Source organism: Enterococcus sp. AMC2644 (genome assembly GCF_058216475.1).
In genome coordinates this window covers 2,220,958-2,237,425 of sequence record NZ_CM177095.1, presented here as the reverse complement: position 1 = coordinate 2,237,425, position 16,468 = coordinate 2,220,958, and the positions used below count along the sequence as shown (strand labels likewise).

The window sequence follows — 16,468 nt, the reverse complement described above, 5'->3', positions numbered from 1 at the left end:
GAAAATACTTCTAAATAAGAGGTCTGAGTGTAATTACCCAGACCTCTTTTTTGCATTATCTTTGCACAGATTTTCCGGCAATTCGCAATAATTCACGTGCATGTTCCAAAGTTAATTCGGTAATTTCTGCGCCTGCAAGCATACGCGCAACCTCTGCCACACGCTCTTCATCGGTTAGTTTAACGACATCGGTTTGCGTTCGACCTTCCTTTACAGCTTTGGAAATAAAGTATTGATAATCCGCAACTGCAGCTACTTGTGGCAAATGCGTAATACACAGGACTTGGGAATTTATTGCAACTTTTGCGATTTTTTCAGCAATGGCTTGTGCAACACGCCCACTCACGCCTGTATCCACTTCATCAAACACAATACTTGTCATTTCTTGCGTCTTCGAGAAGATAGTTTTTAAAGCTAATAAAATTCGTGATAATTCACCACCCGAGGCAACTTTCACTAAAGGTTTTAAAGGCTCACCCGGATTTGTACTTAAATAAAATTCAACTTGATCAAAACCCGTTTCACGCAAAACTTTAGTTTTCTCAAACTGCACATCGAATTGGGTATTTTCCATATAAAGCTCAGACAACTCTTGTAATATTTCACGTTCTAATTGCTGAGCAATTTGTTCTCGCTGCTGATGCAATTCTTCTGCTAATTGCCAAACATATTGTTCTTTGACTTCTAATTGTTTTTCTAACTCTTCTAATTGACCTTCTGTCGTGGTTACTGCGGACAATTCATCAGAAATTTTTTCGTAATAAGCTAAAATAGCTGATACTGAATCACCATATTTTCGTTTTAACTGACGAATTATTTCTAGACGAAGAACTATTTCTTCCAGACGTTCTTCATCTAGCTCTAAATGATCCATTTGACGTGAAATATCACTTGCTGCATCTTGTAATAAATAATACGCATTTTGAATATTTTCGCTAATTTCTTCATATTCTGTATCTAAATGCGCAATCCCCTGAATTTCATTAAGAGCAACGCTAATACCATCCAGACTATCTCCTGTTTCTGAAGAAAGCATGCCATATGCTTTGGCTAAAGCATCAACGATTTTTTGGAAATTGCTTAATTTGTCACGTTCTTCCACTAATAATTCTTCTTCATTTAGCTGTAGCTCAGCTTGCTCAATCTCTTCTTGTTGAAAACGTAGCATATCTATCCGTTGAACATGAGATTGCTCATTAGATTGAATTTTACGAACTCGTTTTTCTAATTGACGGAACTCATGATAATGTGTGTGATAATCTGCTAATGCTTGTTGAAACGTTTGAGAACCAAAACTATCCATTAAAGATAAATGTTTATCCGATTGAAGCAACTCCTGATGCTCGTTTTGACCTTGAATATCTACTAAATATCCCCCAATCCGACGCAGATTTGCTAAAGTCACTGTCCGTCCGTTCACTCGACAAATGTTTTTCCCAGAAAGAGACATATCTCGCTGGACAATCAATAGTTCATCGGAATAGTCAATGCCCAAATCGTCCATTACTTGGCGGAAGCCTTTTTGTTTTGGCAATTCAAATAGCCCTTCCAACAAACATTTATCTGCCCCTTGGCGGATATAATCACTGGAACCACGACTGCCAGCTAACAGACCCATCGCATCAATAATGATTGATTTTCCAGCGCCCGTTTCTCCAGTTAACGCTGTCATCCCTCGATGGAAAGTTAAATGCAATTTGGAAATAATAGCAAAATTTTCAATCGTTAGTTCTAGTAGCATACCATTCACTCCTAGCGGTTATATTTTTTTAATTCGTTAAACAGAAGACTACGTGCTTCTTGTGTCCTTGCAATCATTAAGATATTATCATCATCATTAAGTGTACCAAATAATTCCTCTTTAAAGCGTCTATCGATTAAATTAGCAATTGCTGAAGCGTTTCCTGGTAAAGTACGCAAAATAACGAACTTATCCATCTCATCGACAGAAACAAAAGCATTCTTTAGCAATTTATCCAATTTTTCCATGACATCTTCGGTTGACTCCAATGGTAAACTGTAACGATAGCCTCCTGAAGCTGCTGGCACTTTGATTAATTTCAATTCTTTAATATCTCTAGAAATTGTCGCTTGCGTTACGTAAACGTCTTTTTGTTTTAAATACTCAACAAACTCTTCTTGTTTTTGAATGTCATACTCTGTTAAAAGTCGCGTAATCAAACGATGGCGCTCTTTTTTTCTCATAAAACTGTCCCCCTAGTTAAATTCTTATTTATCATAGCTCATTTTATGATAGAAAGAAAGAACCATCACGAGAAAAAAAGACTCTTTAGAAAACTATTACTTTCTAAAGAATCTTTTTTTATTTGTCTAGTTGTTGATGAGCTTCGTTCACTATTTCTTCAATGTTCACTGTTTCGGCAATCGCACCTGTTGTATTGGCTTTTTGCAGATGAACAATGAATTCAATGTTGCCCTCACCACCTGTAATTGGTGAATAACTTAAATTTTTCACATCATATCTTTCATTACTTGCAAAGTGTAAAATATCTTCTAACACTGCTTGATGTGTTGATGGTTCACGAACAATTCCATTTTTTCCAACAGCGGCTCTCCCTGCTTCAAATTGTGGTTTGATTAAAGCCATAACGTCCCCTTGGTCAGCTAAAATTGCATGAAGTGGCGGTAACATTAATCGTAAAGAAATAAATGAGACATCAATCGTTGCAACTTCTGGCAAACCATTTGTAAAATCGGTTGGCTGACAATAGCGAAAATTAGTTCTTTCCATCACCGTAACACGTGGATCTTGGCGAATTTTCCATGCTAATTGATTGTATCCTACATCTAATGCATAACTTTGCTTCGCACCATTTTGCAAAGCAACATCGGTAAAGCCACCTGTTGAAGCGCCAATGTCTAATACCGTTTTATCTTGCACGGTAAAATCAAAAATTTTTAAAGCTTTTTCTAATTTTAATCCACCACGAGAAACATAAGGCAATTTCTGCCCTTTAATTTGCAGCAGTGTATCAATGGGAATTTTTTCACCAGGTTTGTCTAAGCGTTCATTGTTTTTTTCCATATATACTAGACCAGCCATAACACCACGTTTAGCTTGTTCGCGTGTTTCAAAAAGCCCTTGTTGAAATGCCAACACATCGACTCGTTCTTTTTTCATGTAGTTCCTCTTTCTTTTATAAATAAAATAAACCGCAGACTTCTTTTAACAATTCTGCATCAAATAGTGGTAGTAATGCTAGTTCATTTAAAATTATTTCTGCAGCAGTTAGTTCATCAAGTAACGCCCTTTTAGCACCTTCTATACCTAACAAACTTGGATACGTACTTTTTTCAAGTAGTTCATCTCGTTTTGTTGCTTTCCCTAGCTCTTCTGTTGTGCTGACAACATCTAATAAGTCGTCTCTAATTTGAAAAGCTAGACCTAAGTGTTTAGCTAATTGATCTAATTTTTCAAGCGTATCTGCTGGTTGATTAGCCAAAACACCTCCAGCAACAACTGCAAAGCGGATTAATGCACCCGTTTTTCGTTGATGAATAGCCATTAATTCTTCTAATGAAAGTTGGCTTCCTTCGGCCTGCATGTCTGCTGCTTGCCCTGCAACCATTCCATGTGTTCCGGATGCTTTAGCTAATAATTGTAAAAGCAATACTTTTTCAGCTGGTTCAATTTCTGCCGTGCTTAACAATTCAAATGCCAACGTTAATAATCCGTCTCCAGCTAAAATAGCTATCGCATCACCAAAGACTTTATGATTGGTAGATTTCCCACGACGTAAATCATCATTGTCCATTGCTGGTAAATCGTCATGAATTAACGAATACGTATGAATCATTTCTAAAGCTGCCGCTACTTGATAACCACCCAAAGGAATTTCTTTTTTAAAGGATGCAATTGTCGCTAATAATAGTAGTGGTCGAATCCGTTTTCCACCAGCATCAATTGAGTATAGCATACTTTCACAAAGAGTTTGATCATTTGTATGCTCACGAACAAACCGAACCATTTCTGTTTCGGTTTGTTGAATTTCTTTTGCCTGAAATGCTTTTAATTTATTCATTTTTCAGCCTCTTCAAAAGGAACCTCTTCATCAGCTTCTGTCATCATTTTTGTTAACGTTTGTTCTGCTTTTGATAGAGTATCTTTACATTGTTTACTCAAAATCATGCCCTGTTGAAAAGCAGTTAAAGCTTCTTCTAGAGGCACATCTCCTTGCTCTAGTCGCGTGACAATTTGTTCTAATTCTTGTAATGATTCTTCAAATGTTGGATTTGACATACTTTTCCTCCTTGATTTCAAGAACTTCAACTTTCGCTTGGCCATCTTGATAATGTACATCTAGAACATCTCCGACAGCTAATTCTTGCACTGATTTTACAACAGCTTCTTTTGTAGTATAACTGTATCCACGTCCCATAATTTTTAATGGGCTTAATAAATCCAATGATTGAAGTGCTTGTTGAAATTGTCGTTGTTTTTGCTCAAAAATCAATTGAATTTCTTTATCTAAACGTTCAGAAAGATAATTGACTTGTTGTTTTGATTCACGAACGCGCGCAGTTGGAACAACTTGGGCCAAACGATGAATTGTTTGATTGGCTGTTCGTTCTTTTTCATAAATTAACGTTTGCATTTGTTGCGATAATCGTTGTTGTAGCTGATCTAATTTCAATGACTGTGCTTCATACAAGCGTTCAGGTTGTCGAAAGATATAGGAATTTTGAATCCGTTGGAAACGTTCATCTTTACGTTGCATTTGATTGGCGTACGCTTGAAGCAAACGCGCTTGACGTTCTTCAATCCGCAACAACTCTTCTGTCAAAACTGGAACAGCTAATTCAGCTGCAGCAGTCGGTGTTGCGGCACGAACATCTGCAACCAAATCGGCAATCGTCGTATCTGTCTCGTGCCCAACTGAAGAGATAACGGGTGTGCTTGCCTGAAAAATAGCACGAGCTACGTTTTCTTCGTTAAATGGCCATAAATCTTCAATTGATCCACCACCGCGACCAATAATCATTGTATCAAAATTTCCTAGAGCTTCAACGCGACTAATATTTTTCACCACATCATTAGCTGCTTTATCGCCTTGAACAATAGTCGGAAACAATACGATTTGAGCGATTGGATATCTTCGACGTGTCGTTGTTATAATATCACGAATAACAGCACCACTTGGACTAGTAAGTACTGCAATCCGTTTCGGATATCTAGGTAATCTTTTTTTGGGGGCTTGAAATAACCCTTCTTTGTCTAATTTTGCTTTTAACTGTTCATACGCTTGATACAATGCGCCTATTCCATCAGGTTCCATATGCTCAACATAGATTTGATAATTTCCACTTGCTTCATACAAAGAAATACGTCCAACAGCCATCACTTTCATGCCTTCTTCTGGCTTGAAAGTGAGTTTGTCAAACGCTCCTTTGAACATTACTGCTGAAATTTTAGCACCATCATCTTTTAAGCTGAAATACTGATGATTTGGACGCAGACGAAAATTTGAAATTTCTCCGGTTAAAAACACGCGTTCTAAATACGGATCAGCATCAAATTTTCGCTTTAAGTATTTCGTCAGCGCAGTCACAGACAAATACTTCTGTGTCATTTTATTCTTCTATCTCCTGACGTTTTGCCGCTTCAACGGTTTGCATCATTAACATGGTAATTGTCATTGGGCCGACACCTTTTGGTACAGGCGTGATATAGCTTGCAATTGGTTCTACTTCATCGAATTTCACGTCGCCAATTAATTTACCTTCTGGGCTACGATTCATTCCAACATCAATGACAACAGCGCCTTCTTTAACGAAATCTTTTGTTACAAAATGGCCACGACCAATAGCAACAACTAAAATATCGGCTTGTTTGGCAACTTCTGGTAAATTTTTCGTACGTGAATGTGTCATTGTAACCGTCGCATTTTTAGCTAATAACAATTGTCCCATTGGTTTACCAACGATATTGCTACGTCCGATAACCACGGCATTTTTTCCTTCTAAATCAATATTATATGCTTCAAACATCTTCATAATACCATATGGTGTACAAGGAATCATTTCAGGCGCACCTGCGAATAGACGCCCTAGATTCATTGGATGAAAACCATCAACATCTTTTTTGGGATCGATTGCTAATAAAATTTTCTCTTCATCAATATGCTTTGGTAATGGTAGTTGAACTAAAATACCATGGAAAGCTGGATCTTGGTTGTATTTTTCAATTTCTTCCAACAACTCATCTTCAGTAATTGTATCTGGATAGCGTTCTACTTTAGAATGAATCCCAATACGTGTTGCTGCTAACTCTTTGTTTTTCACATAGGTTTGACTTGCTGAATTTTCACCAACTAATAAAACCACTAACCCCGGTTGAAGATTTTTTTTAACTAATTGTTGGACCTCTAAACGAATTTCTTCTTGCATTTTTTCTGCTAATTCTTTGCCATTGATTAATACACCCATTTTGTTAAATAGCCCCCTTGCATTTTTTAACATTTTAACACATATTAATTTTTCAAAAAATATTTTTATTATCATTTCAAAAAAAACATTCATTTTTGTTCGTGTATTCGTTATAAAAAACGAAAAAAGCGAATCTTTAAATTTTTAATTTTCGTCAATTAACTGTAGAAAAGAAGCTAGCTTATTCGCTAGCTTCCAATTTATTATTGATAGTTGATAATACACCATTGATAAATTTACGTGATTGATCATCACTAAATGTTTTTGCTAATTCAATCGCTTCATTTAAAGCAACTTTATTGGGAACATTATCGACATACAACATTTCAAATAATGCTATACGCAAAATAGTTACATCCATTTTAGAGAGACGTTGCAGACTCCAACCACGACGTAAATGTTCTTGAATCATTTTATCCAACGGTTCTTTATTTTCACAAACGCCAGTTACTAATAAATCTAGATACGTTGGCACAAAATTTTCATGTTCTTCATCAATCATATCTTCATGTTCTAATTCAATTGCATGAAAGATGGCATCTTTTTTTTCTAAATCTTTATTGAAATCTAACGGGAATAGCGCTTGAACAGCCATTTGTCTGATTTCATGTCTTGATAATTCTTTACTCATTTTCTTCCTCGTCATTTCCAAATAGTTCTTCTAAATCCAATTGTTCTAGTTTTTCTGGGACTACTGCCATCACATGAATATTCACTTCTGATAATTTAACGTCTGTCATAAATAAAACTTGTTCTTTCACACGTTTTTGAATTTCCATTGCTACTTTTGGTACCGAAACACCATATTTCATATAAGTGTAAATGTCTACTTTAATTCCTGTATCGTCCATTTCCAAACGAACACCTTTGCCATATGCAGAACGGCCTAATAGTTCTGTTACGTTGTTTGCAAACGACCCTTGCATGCGGTATACACCATCTACTTTTGAAGCAGCAATGCCAATAATTACTTCAATCACTTCAGGAGCAATGACAATTTCTCCTAATTCTTGATTAGCATCTAATACGAAATTTTTTTCATCGACCATTCTAAATTCCTCCATCTCTGAATACGATTTAACCTTCTGTGGTATTTTAGGTAAACGGACACCACTGAAAAAATCTTACAGTTCAAATCCTATGTTGACAGTCATCAAACAATCCCTACCACTGTTTTTTCTAGTGGAGAATGAGCCTGAACTTCGATTATAGTTTATCATTTAATCACAAGATAAGCTATAAAAAGTCTTTTTATTTAGTCGAAATTACAAGATGATTAATTCTTTTGGCGAATGCGTTAAAACTTTATTTCCAGTCTCTGTAATCAACAAGTCATCTTCAATACGAACGCCACCAATTCCTGGTAGGTAGATTCCTGGTTCATCTGTGATAATATTTCCTGGCACAAAAGCTTTTTCGGCACGGAAAGAAACATTAGGCCCTTCATGAATCTCTAAACCAATCCCATGACCTGTTGAGTGACCAAACGCTTCCCCATAGCCAAATGAAGCAATGTGTTCACGAGCAACAGCATCCAACTCAATCCCTGTCATGCCAGGTTTAGCAGCCTCTAAAACTTTCAATTGCGCTTCTAAAACAATTTGATAAATTTCTTTTAATTGTTCACCCGGATCACCAATGGCAAACGTACGAGTCATATCTGAAACATATCCATTGTAATAACAGCCAAAGTCAAGTGTGATTAAATCTCCTTGTTCAATGACTTTGTCGCTTGCCACTCCATGCGGCATCGCAGAACGAACACCACTCGCTACAATTGTTTCAAACGAGACACCAGTTGCGCCTAAAGAACGCATGAAGAAATCTAGTTGGTTCGCCACTTCAATTTCTGTCATACCTGGACGAATCATTTTTAAGATATGTGAAAAACCTTGATCTGCAATATGACAAGCTTGTTGAATTGTAGCAATTTCTGTCTCATCTTTTACTTCACGCAAACTTTCTAACATACCAGAAATAGGTTCTAATGCAGATTCTTCAATGATGTCTTCTAAAACAGTGTATTCTGCAAAACTCACTTGTGTCTCTTCAAAAGCTAAGACGTTAATTTCTTCTTCTTGGCAAATACGAGCAACTTCTTCAAAAATTGGACCTGAATTTTTAACAATTGTATAGCCTTGTGCTTGCTTTGCAGCTTGTTCTGTATAACGAAAATCAGTGACAAAAAAAGCTTTATCTAATGTAATAACCGCTAATCCTGTTGTACCAGTGAAATTTGTTAAATAACGAAGATTGTAAGGGCTAGTCACTAAAAATCCATCTATCTCTTCTTTTTTCATTTCTTCACGTAGTTTTTGTACTCGTAACATGTTATTCCCTCTTTCCCTTTAAGTTCATTGTTCATTATAACAAACTTCTTCTTAAAGAGAAAAGAGTAGACTTGAAAAAACAAAAGACCAACTACCATCGTGAAGAATCTGCTCCTCTATCTAGGGGATGCTTTGTCTATCAAAAATGAAGCTGTCGTTGACACCAGACAAACGAGAGCCATGTTACTAGAGAGCTATTTAACTAGTGAAGACAGCTTGAATGGTGGCTCTGAGACAATTGGTTGCAAGCTATGACACCAATTGATGTACAAAAAAACTTCGACTGGCTACGTAATATTTATAGAAGTTTGATAGATGAAACGTTTTTGGTTTCGTTCATCAAAGTGCTATATCAACCAAGCATAGTCGTAGTTAATCAGTGAAAAAGAAAGAACTGTTTGCAAAAATAGCAAACAGTTCTCTAAAAATTTTATTATCTTTCCATGTCTACTTGACGGCAACTAATCACCATCGATTCGTCTTTATTTCTTTTTTCCAAAGAAAAATGAAACAACTGCTACAAAAATAACTGCACCTAAAATAGATGGAATAATTGCCATTCCTGCTACTCTAGGTCCCCAGCTGTTGAATAAACTTTCCCCAATTGAAGAACCAATAATACCTGCAATAATGTTAAATAAACAACCCCGTTTTTCTCCAGTAATGGAACCTGCAATTGCACCGATGAATGCACCAACAATCAATACCCATAACCAATGCATATAAAGCACCTCCTCATATAAGATGATACTATTTTAACATACACGATTCGTTGCAAAAAATGATAGCTATTTAAGTTATTTTTTCTTACCGATAGAGAGCACTCCACGTTTGACCACATCAAAAAAACTCAACGAGTGGACCATTCGACTAGGATCGACATACTCTCTTACTGCTCGTAACACTATTTTTGGCTGCTTTGAAGCAAAAGTATAGGTACCATTACGTTTTGTTTGAATTGCATACCGAGGAATCCATTTCCCTTTAAACAGTACAGAAGCAACAACATAATCGACTTCTTCCCAGGGAATTTGAATGAACTTTCTCGCATCACGATCGTTGTAAAATTCAAAACCTTTATCGCCAATCATAATTTTTCCATAATCTGTTAAGCCTGTAAAAGCTGTCGCATTGATAACTAAATCAACTTTTGTATTTAACGACTGAACCATATTTTCCACCTCGTATTTTTCTATTAGTATAGCGTTTTTCATTCTCACTTGTAAAATAAAATTATGTAAAGAAAACCAGACGAAGAAAAGTTTCTTGTCTGGTTTTTTTGAAACAATTATAGTATTCCGACAACGTGACCAAGAATCCCAACAATGAATAAACCAAGAATAATCACAATTGGTGAAACTTTTTTCTTCAATAACCACATACATAAGAATGTCAATAATAGACCTGCTAAACCAGGAATTAATTGATCTAAGTTATCTTGTAAGCTTGTGACTTTGATGTTAGACAACGCTTTACCAGCAGCAATATCACCAAAGACCGACTTTAATCCTTCGCCAGTCATTTGTACTTTATCCCACTCGATATAAGCACCTGGTGAAAGTTCCACTTCTGAAACAGTTGGGACAAAACTAATATTTACCCACCGCTGTACTAAAGAAGCTAAAACAAACATCCCTAGAATCGAAGCACCTTTTGTCACGTCTTGTAATAGACCACCTGACAAGTCGTCGGTAATAGCTGAACCAGCTTTATAACCAAACTCTTGTGTATACCACATGAATGCCCAACGAATAACGTTCCAAGCTAGGAAGAAAATAATTGGACCTAAGATGTTCCCTCCCATTGCCAATGAAGCGCCTAACGCACCTAACATCGGACGTACAGTAAACCAGAATACTGGATCACCAATACCAGCTAAAGGACCCATCATCCCAACTTTTACCCCTTGAATAGCCACATCGTCAACGGGTGCTCCGTTGGCACGTTCTTCTTCTAAAGCTAAAGTCACACCTAAAATCGGTGATGCAATATATGGATGTGTATTAAAGAATTCTAAGTGGCGCTTTAAAGCTGCCGCACGATCTTCTTTTGTTTTATATAATTTTTTAATTGCTGGAATCATTGAAAAGGCGAATCCGCCATTTTGCATACGTTCATAGTTCCAAGAGCCTTGGATAAATGTTGAACGCCATGCTACAGCTAAACGATCTCTTTTCGTTAATTGAATTTTTTCTTCTGCCATTTTTCCTATTCCTCCTTTGAAAGATTAATAATCGTTTAGAATGTCACCTAGAGGATCACTTGCGTTTCCTCCGCCTCCACCTGTTGATGAACCACCCATTTTAGATAGATTCAAGTAGATAAGCGCTAAAGCAACACCGATTGCCCCAATTCCGATAAGTGTCAAATCAGTAATGGCAGCTACAACAAATCCAAGAATGAAGAAAGGCCAAACTTCTTTATTTGCCATCATGTTAATAACTAGTGCATAACCAACGGCTACAACCATACCACCACCGATAGCCATACCTTCTGTTAACCATGCAGGCATTGATTCTAAAGCAGATTGTACAACTGACGCTGGGATAAATAGCAACGCAGCTGCTGGAATGGCAATACGCACACCTTGCATACAAATAGCTAGGATTTGTAATACTTCAATTTTTCTATAATTTCCTTCTTCAGCTGCTGCATCCATCATATGAGCTATTGGTACGGCTAATGTACGAACAACCATTGTTAGGAACAAACCAGCTACAGCTAAAGGAATAGCAATCGCAATTGCAGATGGAATCCCAGCTGCTCCTTGACCACCTAAAACTAAAATAATTGCTGCTGCAACTGAAGCTAATGCTGCATCGGGTGCTACGGCTGCTCCAATGTTTGCCCATCCAAGAGCAATCATTTGTAATGAACCACCTAACATAATCCCTGCTTCTAAATTCCCTGTTACTAATCCGATCAATGTACATGCTACCAATGGTTGATGGAATTGAAATTCATCCAAGATTCCTTCCATACCAGCTAAAAAGGCAACAGCGACAACCAATATCACTTGGATAAAATTTAAATCTGACATGATAAACCTCCTAGTTCAATTTATTTTTTATTTCAACTCTGATTTTGCTTTATTTAGTAATTCATCTAAATTAGCTTTCGAGTCATTCGGTACTTTGCGGACATCAAATTTCAATCCTAATTCTTTTAATTTTTCATAGGCTTGAACGTCGTCTTTGCCCATAGATAATACGTTGTTTACTACAACTTTACCGGTTGAATGTGCCATCGAACCAACGTTGACTTCTTCAAGTGCTACGCCACCTTCAACTGCACGAACAACATCTTGCGGATTTTCAAACAATAGCAACGCTTTAGTAGAACCAAAACGTGGATCTTTTGCTACTTCAATCATTTTATCAATCGGAACAACGTTCGCTTTTACTCCTGGTGGGGCTGCTTGTTCAATCAGACGTTTTCTCAAATCATCTTTTGCTACAGCATCGCTAACAACAATAATTCGTGTTGGTTGCGTTGCCTTTGTCCAAGCTGTGGCCACTTGACCGTGTAATAGCCGAGAATCAATACGTGCTAAAACATATTTGATTTTGCCATCGCCCACAACAGTACCTGGAGGTAGTGCCCCTTTTGGTGTAGCAGCATCTGCTGCTTGCGCCGGTGCAACAACTTCTGGTTCTAATTCTTCTGGTTTGATTTTGACACCATCACGAGCAGTATTTAAAATTGCTGCGGCAATATCTTGTGCCGAATTCATTGAAAAACGAGAAGCATATGCTTCGATGACCATTGGTAAATTCATTCCTGAAACAATAGCCCACTTGTCTTTGTGACCTTCTAATAAGTTATTAGCTTGGTTAAAAGGTGTTCCTCCCCAAAGATCGACTAAGAAAAGAACTTCTTCTTGATCATCAAATGAATTGATTGCTTCTTGCATTTTTGCTTTGATGTCATCTGGACCTTCACTTGGTGCTAATACACAAGCAGCTACGTTTTCTTGTTCGCCGAAAATCATTGCTCCTGATTGCAAAATTCCTTTAGCGAAATCTCCATGACTTGCTAGGATAATTCCTACCATCTTCTTACCTCCTATTTTCTCAATTTCTACATTTTTTTACATTTTATCTAACAGTTCCATTAGATTGACTTTACGATCAGTTGGGACCTTACGAACTTCTAGCTCAATTCCTTGTTCATCCAAGTAACGAAAAGCGTTCGCATCTTGTTCATCGATTGAAACAAAATTTGTAATCATTCGTTTTCCTGTTGTAAAGCGCATACCACCAATATTTAATGAATTCAATCTCATTCCTCCGCGAATTAAACGTTCAACGTCTTGCGGATTAGTAAATAATAACATGACTTTTTGTTCTTGAAATAATTGATTATCGTAAACGTCTAACATACGCGCAACAGTTACGACATTGGATTTAATACCTGGTGGAGCTGCTTCTTGCAACAGAAACTTCCGTAGTGAGTCATTTGCTACTTCATCACTAACAACAATAATCCGATTAATACTAATTTGTTTTGTCCAAGCTGTAGCTACTTGCCCATGAATCAATCGATCATCGATTCTTGCTAATCGAATCTCCATTGTCTCGCCTCCTGTCTGTGGCTGTTAATTGTTTTCCACCTCCTCACCCATTCTAATAGAAGCAAGAAGCGTGCCAAAACACTAAACAATACACTATTGCTATAATAGTTTTTATCAAAAAAATATAATACACTAAAACAATACACTCCGATTTGTGTATTATTTTAGTGTATTAAATCAGTTCTTTTCTTTCATTTGTCGCTGAATCATTGTTAATAAATAGTATTCTTCTGCTAGCGGAATCGTTAAATTTAATGTTCTACCTAGCGAAAGTACATGAACGTGCAATTGTTCGTAGTCTTCATTTGCTTGTAACCAATTTATTTCTTCATCATTTGTAGTTAAAGGTTGATTTAATAAAACACGTTCCAGCAAACCTGCTGCATGCAACAAGAAATTAATCCGAAAACCCTTTTCTTCACTTGCAATACCAGAACTATTCATGACATCTGCTGTAAAATTCCAGAGGGGTTCAATCATCTTTTTCGGATTTAAGAACGAATAATTATTTTCAAGAAATTCGATACACACTTGTTTCGTTTGCTCTTGATTTAACGTTACAGACTCAGACAATAATTGATTTCCTGTCAATAATCGATCAATTAATTCATCGGTATCTTGTGTCAAAAAGTTTTCTAATGAAATAAATGGTACTGGTAGTCTAGGATCGATTACACCAGTTGCTGCAATTAAATCATATTTTTTTTGAATTTCTGGAACATTTTCTTTTAAATCAAGAACAGACAAAGTTAAAATTTCAATATCAGTGATATGTTTTTTGCTTAACGTATTTTGAATGATTGTTTTTATTTGCTCGGCAGTTCCTTCGCCAGAAGCGCAAATCGCTAAAATCCCTCGTGGTAAATGTGGCTGTACACCTGAATGTGGTAACTCTTCCAAGCGACTGTATCCACGAAAATTTTCTAATGACTCGTATAATTCTTCTAAGCTCGTCCCTAACACCGAAGCCTTACGAACTGCTTCTAATACAATCGGTGTGGTAACCATATCAATTGTTCGTACAAAAACACCCGTTTCTCGTTGAATTTCAGCGTTAAAGGTTACTAAAGAGCCCATGTCCACTAACAATAAAACACCACTGCCTTCATTTACTGACAATACTGCTTGTTTCATTTTTTCCAACGCAATTTTTGGAGGCATGTCTAATGGCATATCAACAGAAGCTACCTGTTCAACCCCCAACAATTGTTGCACGACATCAACCATACTTGTTGCAGTACTGTTGCCATGAGCGGCCACAACTACGCCTATTTTTCCTTCAGCAGAACTATTTTTCAAAGAAACCAACAATACTGCTAAATAATATTCTTCACTTTCTGGAATCACGACATTAAACGCTTCACCTATAAACTGACGAATTTCCTGTGCAACTTTAAATTCTTCCGGGTAATCTGCTACCATTTCACGAATGTTATCGTTCGTATGGCGCTTTTCACCTAATTGAATTTTTTTCAAAAACGAACTGATATGTAAACTCATCGCATATACAAAATTTTGTTGAAATTCGTAGTTCAAACGATTGCGAACCATTGTATAAATGCGGTTGGTTAGTTCAATAATTTTTTGGTCAACAAATTCACTCAATTTATTGTCTGCATGAAAAGAAAAACCATGATCTTTATAAAACGATTTTAAATGCACATTAATATCAGTCGAAATAAAATGATTAATCGCTTCTTGATCAACACCGTCAGCTTTTAACAACGCTGCTTTATCCCCGATAATATCATATAAATTATAAGGTAATTCATAGGAATCCGATTGAATATTTAAAATATCTTCATTAGGTTGAATGACAATTTTTGGCTCTAAATTATGTGACAGCTCCATTAAAACTTCACGTTTATTCGCTAACATAATCAATCCAGATCGAATCCCTTCTGGAACATCGTCCAATGTGATATCAATTTGTGATTGATGCATATGATTTAAAAAGCCTCGCGCACAAACTAATTGAACATTTGATTTAAGCTGTCCAATATTCCCAAAACTGACACTACCAATTAATGCTTTCACCACATCTTCGGTTAAGGAAATCGTACGTTGAATTCGACTTGCTTCATGAGATACCATAATTTTAACCAAATCAAGTTTTTCATTAGCTGGTCGTTTTTCAAAAGAAGGCATTTGAATATTAATTGGAATTCTTCGAATAAACGTATCCAACAACACTGAATTGGGGTCTTCCGTAGTTGCACCTACAATGCGTACATCAGCAAAATGATTTTTCCCCGTTTCACCTAAACGACTATACGAACCATGATCCATAAAATAAAAAATCATTTCTTGACCCTCAGGTGGTAACCGATGGATCTCATCTAAAAAGAGCATACTGCCATCCGCCTGATCAATTACTCCTAATTTTTCCGTATCAGCTCCAGTAAAAGCTCCTTTAATATAACCAAATAAATGACTCATCAACAATTCTGGATTATTCGCATAATCAGCACAATTAAAAACAATCATTTCTTTTTCTTCCGCAATCACTTGATTCGCTTTAGCAAATTGAAACATTGCATGCGCAAAAAAAGTTTTCCCTGAGCCAGTTGGTCCGGTAATCAAACAATTTAATCCTCGAGGTGGGTACAAAATTGCCGCTTTAGCTTGTTCACCCGCATTTTTCATACTACCATTCATCCCAATAATTCGAGCAAAAATATCATTAGCTGGTAAAAACTGTGAAATGCGCTGAGGCTTTCTTTTTTCACGCGGCTGGCGATTTTCTTTGTAACTCGGTACATATTTTTCTTGCACATTATGAATTGTTGCTGCTAATGTGTAACCAACTGGACGTCCATCCAACTTAAGTAAACGACCTTCACGCACAAGCTGGTTCAAATCCTTACTTACATTGCTACGTTGAATTTGAAGAGCTTCCGCAATTTCAGCAGTAGTAACAGCAATTTTTTCTACATCAGGCGATTCATTCTCTCGATCCACAATATATTGATAAATTCTTTCCATACGCTTACTCAAACATCTCACCTCTTCATCAAACTTCTTCTTTCCATTATAAACGGTCTCACCACGAATTACCAATCACACTAAAAAGGTCTGTAATATAGAAAAAAAGACGAAAATATCCGAACAAAATAGA

17 protein-coding genes are annotated in these 16,468 nt (G+C 36.6%); all 17 read right to left on the bottom strand.

Going from position 1 to position 16,468, the window contains the following annotated elements; translation table 11 throughout:
- Positions 1–55: 55 nt before the first annotated feature.
- The 17 genes from recN to AC4BC5_RS10780 all read right to left on the bottom strand — a co-directional run bounded on the left by recN (position 56) and on the right by AC4BC5_RS10780 (position 16,347).
- Entirely contained in the window at positions 56–1,741 is a 1,686-nt protein-coding gene (gene recN, locus AC4BC5_RS10860) for a DNA repair protein RecN (RefSeq protein WP_490495406.1), read from the bottom strand.
- Between the two features lie 11 nt (positions 1,742–1,752).
- Positions 1,753–2,205: an arginine repressor gene (argR, locus tag AC4BC5_RS10855; RefSeq protein ID WP_490495405.1), complete on the bottom strand. Its 453-nt coding sequence runs from the start codon at positions 2,203–2,205 to the stop codon at positions 1,753–1,755.
- Between the two features lie 118 nt (positions 2,206–2,323).
- Positions 2,324–3,142, bottom strand: a complete 819-nt coding sequence (locus AC4BC5_RS10850; protein ID WP_490495404.1) for a TlyA family RNA methyltransferase — start codon at positions 3,140–3,142, stop codon at positions 2,324–2,326.
- 16 nt (positions 3,143–3,158) lie between these two features.
- The gene (locus AC4BC5_RS10845; RefSeq protein ID WP_490495403.1) at positions 3,159–4,043 is read right to left on the bottom strand and encodes a polyprenyl synthetase family protein; all 885 of its coding nucleotides are present in this window, start codon (positions 4,041–4,043) and stop codon (positions 3,159–3,161) included.
- On the bottom strand, positions 4,040–4,261 hold the full coding sequence (locus tag AC4BC5_RS10840) for an exodeoxyribonuclease VII small subunit (protein ID WP_490495402.1): 222 nt from the start codon (positions 4,259–4,261) through the stop codon (positions 4,040–4,042). The genes AC4BC5_RS10845 and AC4BC5_RS10840 overlap by 4 nt, the downstream gene beginning before the upstream one ends.
- Positions 4,242–5,591: an exodeoxyribonuclease VII large subunit gene (xseA, locus tag AC4BC5_RS10835; RefSeq protein ID WP_490495401.1), complete on the bottom strand. Its 1,350-nt coding sequence runs from the start codon at positions 5,589–5,591 to the stop codon at positions 4,242–4,244. Before xseA ends, AC4BC5_RS10840 begins: the two co-directional genes overlap by 20 nt.
- 1 nt (position 5,592) lies before the next feature.
- Positions 5,593–6,447 (bottom strand): bifunctional methylenetetrahydrofolate dehydrogenase/methenyltetrahydrofolate cyclohydrolase, encoded by an 855-nt coding sequence (locus AC4BC5_RS10830; protein ID WP_490495400.1) that lies wholly within the window; start codon positions 6,445–6,447, stop codon positions 5,593–5,595.
- 181 nt (positions 6,448–6,628) lie between these two features.
- Positions 6,629–7,078, bottom strand: coding sequence for a transcription antitermination factor NusB (gene nusB, locus AC4BC5_RS10825; protein WP_490495399.1), 450 nt, complete (start codon positions 7,076–7,078; stop codon positions 6,629–6,631).
- A complete protein-coding gene (locus AC4BC5_RS10820) occupies positions 7,071–7,496 on the bottom strand; it encodes an Asp23/Gls24 family envelope stress response protein (RefSeq protein WP_490495398.1) in 426 nt (141 codons plus the stop codon). Before AC4BC5_RS10820 ends, nusB begins: the two co-directional genes overlap by 8 nt.
- A 216-nt stretch (positions 7,497–7,712) precedes the next feature.
- Positions 7,713–8,777: a M24 family metallopeptidase gene (locus tag AC4BC5_RS10815; RefSeq protein WP_490495397.1), complete on the bottom strand. Its 1,065-nt coding sequence runs from the start codon at positions 8,775–8,777 to the stop codon at positions 7,713–7,715.
- 482 nt (positions 8,778–9,259) lie between these two features.
- The gene (locus tag AC4BC5_RS10810) at positions 9,260–9,499 is read right to left on the bottom strand and encodes a GlsB/YeaQ/YmgE family stress response membrane protein (RefSeq protein ID WP_490495396.1); all 240 of its coding nucleotides are present in this window, start codon (positions 9,497–9,499) and stop codon (positions 9,260–9,262) included.
- Between the two features lie 75 nt (positions 9,500–9,574).
- The gene (locus AC4BC5_RS10805) at positions 9,575–9,949 is read right to left on the bottom strand and encodes a DUF956 family protein (protein ID WP_490495395.1); all 375 of its coding nucleotides are present in this window, start codon (positions 9,947–9,949) and stop codon (positions 9,575–9,577) included.
- Positions 9,950–10,065: 116 nt separating this feature from the next.
- A complete protein-coding gene (locus tag AC4BC5_RS10800) occupies positions 10,066–10,980 on the bottom strand; it encodes a PTS system mannose/fructose/sorbose family transporter subunit IID (protein ID WP_490495394.1) in 915 nt (304 codons plus the stop codon).
- A gap of 24 nt (positions 10,981–11,004) precedes the next feature.
- Positions 11,005–11,817, bottom strand: a complete 813-nt coding sequence (locus AC4BC5_RS10795) for a PTS mannose/fructose/sorbose transporter subunit IIC (protein ID WP_490495393.1) — start codon at positions 11,815–11,817, stop codon at positions 11,005–11,007.
- Positions 11,818–11,844: 27 nt separating this feature from the next.
- The gene (locus AC4BC5_RS10790; RefSeq protein ID WP_490495392.1) at positions 11,845–12,831 is read right to left on the bottom strand and encodes a mannose/fructose/sorbose PTS transporter subunit IIA; all 987 of its coding nucleotides are present in this window, start codon (positions 12,829–12,831) and stop codon (positions 11,845–11,847) included.
- 36 nt (positions 12,832–12,867) lie between these two features.
- A complete protein-coding gene (locus tag AC4BC5_RS10785) occupies positions 12,868–13,350 on the bottom strand; it encodes a mannose/fructose/sorbose PTS transporter subunit IIB (protein ID WP_490495391.1) in 483 nt (160 codons plus the stop codon).
- 177 nt (positions 13,351–13,527) lie between these two features.
- Positions 13,528–16,347: a sigma-54-dependent transcriptional regulator gene (locus tag AC4BC5_RS10780; protein ID WP_490495390.1), complete on the bottom strand. Its 2,820-nt coding sequence runs from the start codon at positions 16,345–16,347 to the stop codon at positions 13,528–13,530.
- Positions 16,348–16,468 lie beyond the last annotated feature (121 nt).

Bases quoted from the DNA above. Each gene is read 5' to 3' on its own strand.
- AC4BC5_RS10840 (WP_490495402.1), bottom strand. From the start codon at position 4,261: ATGTCAAATCCAACATTTGAAGAATCATTACAAGAATTAGAACAAATT.
- AC4BC5_RS10800 (WP_490495394.1), bottom strand. From the start codon at position 10,980: ATGGCAGAAGAAAAAATTCAATTAACGAAAAGAGATCGTTTAGCTGTA.
- AC4BC5_RS10845 (WP_490495403.1), bottom strand. From the start codon at position 4,043: ATGAATAAATTAAAAGCATTTCAGGCAAAAGAAATTCAACAAACCGAA.
- AC4BC5_RS10850 (WP_490495404.1), bottom strand. From the start codon at position 3,142: ATGAAAAAAGAACGAGTCGATGTGTTGGCATTTCAACAAGGGCTTTTT.
- AC4BC5_RS10795 (WP_490495393.1), bottom strand. From the start codon at position 11,817: ATGTCAGATTTAAATTTTATCCAAGTGATATTGGTTGTCGCTGTTGCC.
- xseA (WP_490495401.1), bottom strand. From the start codon at position 5,591: ATGACACAGAAGTATTTGTCTGTGACTGCGCTGACGAAATACTTAAAG.
- argR (WP_490495405.1), bottom strand. From the start codon at position 2,205: ATGAGAAAAAAAGAGCGCCATCGTTTGATTACGCGACTTTTAACAGAG.
- AC4BC5_RS10830 (WP_490495400.1), bottom strand. From the start codon at position 6,447: ATGGGTGTATTAATCAATGGCAAAGAATTAGCAGAAAAAATGCAAGAA.
- AC4BC5_RS10815 (WP_490495397.1), bottom strand. From the start codon at position 8,777: ATGTTACGAGTACAAAAACTACGTGAAGAAATGAAAAAAGAAGAGATA.
- AC4BC5_RS10790 (WP_490495392.1), bottom strand. From the start codon at position 12,831: ATGGTAGGAATTATCCTAGCAAGTCATGGAGATTTCGCTAAAGGAATT.
- AC4BC5_RS10820 (WP_490495398.1), bottom strand. From the start codon at position 7,496: ATGGTCGATGAAAAAAATTTCGTATTAGATGCTAATCAAGAATTAGGA.
- AC4BC5_RS10785 (WP_490495391.1), bottom strand. From the start codon at position 13,350: ATGGAGATTCGATTAGCAAGAATCGATGATCGATTGATTCATGGGCAA.
- recN (WP_490495406.1), bottom strand. From the start codon at position 1,741: ATGCTACTAGAACTAACGATTGAAAATTTTGCTATTATTTCCAAATTG.
- nusB (WP_490495399.1), bottom strand. From the start codon at position 7,078: ATGAGTAAAGAATTATCAAGACATGAAATCAGACAAATGGCTGTTCAA.
- AC4BC5_RS10810 (WP_490495396.1), bottom strand. From the start codon at position 9,499: ATGCATTGGTTATGGGTATTGATTGTTGGTGCATTCATCGGTGCAATT.
- AC4BC5_RS10805 (WP_490495395.1), bottom strand. From the start codon at position 9,949: ATGGTTCAGTCGTTAAATACAAAAGTTGATTTAGTTATCAATGCGACA.